Annotated in this window: 5 protein-coding genes and 1 pseudogene; 5 read left to right on the top strand and 1 reads right to left on the bottom strand. The window is 43.9% G+C overall.

Translation table 11 applies throughout. From position 1 onward, the window contains the following. The first annotated feature begins 54 nt into the window (after positions 1-54). The 5 genes and pseudogenes from B7X71_RS14280 (at position 55) to B7X71_RS14265 (ending at position 2,572) form a co-directional block, all read left to right on the top strand. Positions 55-573 (top strand): DinB family protein, encoded by a 519-nt coding sequence (locus B7X71_RS14280; protein WP_293601096.1) that lies wholly within the window; start codon positions 55-57, stop codon positions 571-573. A 62-nt stretch (positions 574-635) separates the two neighbouring features. Continuing rightward, positions 636-1,319 carry a haloacid dehalogenase type II gene (locus tag B7X71_RS14275; protein WP_293601094.1) on the top strand — a complete coding sequence of 228 codons (684 nt, stop codon included), beginning with the start codon at positions 636-638 and terminating at the stop codon, positions 1,317-1,319. 191 nt (positions 1,320-1,510) lie between these two features. Continuing rightward, positions 1,511-1,771: pseudogene (locus B7X71_RS14270) on the top strand (BLUF domain-containing protein); the annotation flags it as partial. Further along, a complete protein-coding gene (locus B7X71_RS17950) occupies positions 1,743-1,916 on the top strand; it encodes a hypothetical protein (RefSeq protein ID WP_363927118.1) in 174 nt (57 codons plus the stop codon). The pseudogene B7X71_RS14270 and the gene B7X71_RS17950, both read left to right, overlap by 29 nt. A 95-nt stretch (positions 1,917-2,011) precedes the next feature. After that, positions 2,012-2,572, top strand: coding sequence for a peroxiredoxin (locus B7X71_RS14265; RefSeq protein WP_293601092.1), 561 nt, complete (start codon positions 2,012-2,014; stop codon positions 2,570-2,572). A gap of 6 nt (positions 2,573-2,578) precedes the next feature. Here the strand turns inward: B7X71_RS14265 and pagP are convergent. Beyond that, positions 2,579-3,117: lipid IV(A) palmitoyltransferase PagP (pagP, locus tag B7X71_RS14260; protein WP_293601090.1), on the bottom strand; the 539-nt coding region annotated here is incomplete at its 5' end.

The raw sequence follows: 3,117 nt of genomic DNA, 5'->3' as shown, positions 1-3,117 counted from the left end.
AGGATTTGGCGCCCTAGATAACTAGAATGTGCTTAATTACCAAAAGGGCGCTATATGTCTGCCGTTCGCAATATTCGCATGCTTGCACGCTATAACAAGTGGGCAAACAATATGCTTTTGGATGCGATTGCTGCGTTGCCGCTTGATGAGGTAATTAAAAATCGCGCTGCCGCATTTGGTGGAATGTCATTTGCCTTGGCCCACGTAGCTATTGTTGATCAAATCTGGCAAGCTCATTTACTTGGGAAAGATCATGGGTTTAAGTCTCGCACCACGGATTCACCAGATTCTTTGGCGGCCCTAACTGAAAAGTTAAATGAATCAGGCGATTGGTATATTCAATATGCTGACTCCATGACTGAACCACTACTCAATGAAAAGCTTAGCTTTTTGTTTGTTGATGGCGGTGCTGGAGAAATGACAAGAGGCGATATTCTGATTCATGTCTGTAATCACAAAACATTTCATCGTGGCCATATTGGAGATATGTTTTATCAGTCAGGTTTTAGGCCGCCATCTATAGACCTCCCTGTCTATTTAAGAGATGCTTTTAATGAATCAGAACTTGGGTAAGACATCTTTAGCCAATATTGTTTAAAACAAAATTATAAAAATATCCATCATGAGGAGACGGCATGTATAAGCTCATAGCATTTGATGCTTACGGCACATTGTTTGATGTTTATTCCATGGGAGAGTTGGCGGAAGCCTTATTTCCGGGTAATGGCCAAGCTTTCGCTTTAATGTGGCGTGACCGCCAAATTGAATACACTCGCCTAGTCACCATGAGTGACCCGAACCCTAGCGGCAGCAAGCATTACCTTCCCTTTTGGGAGTTAACGGTTCGTTCCTTGCATTATGTTTGCAAGCGCATGAACTTAAATCTCACTTCGGAAAATGAGAAGCGCTTGATGGATCAGTATGCAAAGCTCACTGGTTTTGAGGATAGCTTCACTGTCCTCAAGACAATAAAAAGTAAAGGATTGTCAACGGCCATTTTGTCTAATGGCAGCAGAGAGATGCTAGCAACAGTGGTCAAGAGTAATGGTTTGATGCCCTATCTAGATCAAGTTATCACGGTTGAAGATATACGACTATTTAAGACTGCCCCACAATCCTATGAGCTTTTATTAAAAGCATTTCCAGTCAAAAAAGAAGAAGTGTTATTTGTTTCAAGTAATGCTTGGGATGCGTTAGGCGCAAAGTGGTTTGGCTTTGATGTATTTTGGGTTAATCGTCTTGGGCACCCTTTTGAAGAAATCGGTGAGAAGCCAAACTATGAAGGTAATTCCTTGAGTAAAGTGCTGGAAGTTATTTAGGGAATACTCTGAATCTTTGCAAGATCGGCCCCATTAAAAATTGCCAAAGAATAGAGCTGGATTAATCATGGCGCCATTCCCAGGGGGATTGTTGGGCACATTGCTGAGCCTCTCGGGTAAATCAGCATTGATTGAGGCTATATCAAAAGCTAATATCTATAATTCGCCAGATTCAACCCTAAGATAACAAGATGAGTAAGTCCCAATTAATTTCTGTGAGCTATATCAGCAAGGCAACGCAGGATATGGGTGTCTTGGCATTGATGCGCCTCACCGATCAAGCGGCGCAACTCAATCAAAAATTAGGCTTATCGGGAGTGCTTTTTTACGAGAACCAACATTTTGGCCAAATATTAGAAGGGCCTCGTACGGAGGTCATGAAAAATATGGGAAAAAATTCAGCGAGATCCTCGCCATCAGCAAGTGCGCTTATTGAAGCTGGAGGACATTCAAGAAAGAAGTTTTCCCGCCTGGTCAATGCGCTTCTTCTTGGCAAAGGAAATTATTGCAAAGATGCCAAGCCTCACTAGCGTATTGGATGGCCTACCCGAGCATGATGTTGAACTCTTGAGGCTAATGCGTTCAGCAGCCGAGTAAGCATTCCTCCTTTGTGATGAGCATTCAGCGGATCTCTCTGCTGTATCTAATTGCAGAATCTTGTAATGTGTAGCTTAGTTTAATGAAATCTCACTATGACCAATTTCAATCAATTGCCTAGCAACTTACCTATTCCCCAGGATGATGGGGCTGCCGATCATTTGGTTGGCATGCACTTACCTTCCCTCACTTTGAATGCCACCACCGCTAGCCGCTTTAATCTTGGCGAGAGTAAAGGGCGCTTAGTGATTTACTGCTATCCAATGACTGGGCAGCCCAATGTTGCTTTGCCAGAAGGCTGGGATCAGATACCGGGAGCAAGAGGGTGTACGCCTCAAAGCTGCGCGTTTAGAGATCACTATCAAGAGTTGCGCACCTTAGGTGTGGAGGTATTTGGTTTGAGCGTGCAATCAACCGAATACCAAAAAGAGATGGCGGATCGCTTGCATTTACCATTTCCGGTATTAAGTGATGCAGATTATCAACTTCAGAAGTCATTGCAGCTACCTACCTTTGTTGCCGCTGGAATGACTTTGCTCAAGCGCATTACTTTGATTGTGAATAATGGTGTGATCGAGGCTGTGCACTACCCAATTTTTCCGAGCGATAGTGATCCAGTTTGGGTGATCGACTATTTAAAAAATAATCCCGCTTAATTGTGTTTAGGGCAAGCTGTATTTAGCCCAAGCGAACAAGACGTTGCCGACATTTTGATTGCCAGGCACATACGCAGCCTGAATGCTGAGCTCTTTATAGCTGATTGAGGCAATGGGCAGTAAACCAGGGAAGGGAATGTAGTTCATGATGTCTTGGCGCGACATGATGAATGCAGTTGCTCCAACGCCGTACTTCCAGTCAGGACTATTGCCGATATTCCACATGGGGATCCAGCCATAGCCAACCATGTACTGATAAATTCCGTGCGAGTCTTTGAAGGTCATCCCATAAATGCCCTCCCAGTTACCGCTCTCATTCATTAGGCCCCTGCCAAAACCAATACCCATCGGATATTCGGTGTATTGATTGATTTTGTCTTGGGAATACGCATAAGGCATGTGATACGTGCAGAGCGGAATATAGAGCTCGTTTTCGCCTTTATCCCAAATGGATTCCAGATGATTTGTTGTGTCTAGAAACCACTCTGAAGCGCTTTCAGCGTAAGAGCTTGCCAATGGCATGCAAAGCAGCAAAAGCACGATAA

The organism is Polynucleobacter sp. 39-46-10, from assembly GCF_002282275.1.
This window is presented reverse-complemented; position numbering and strand designations above follow the sequence as displayed.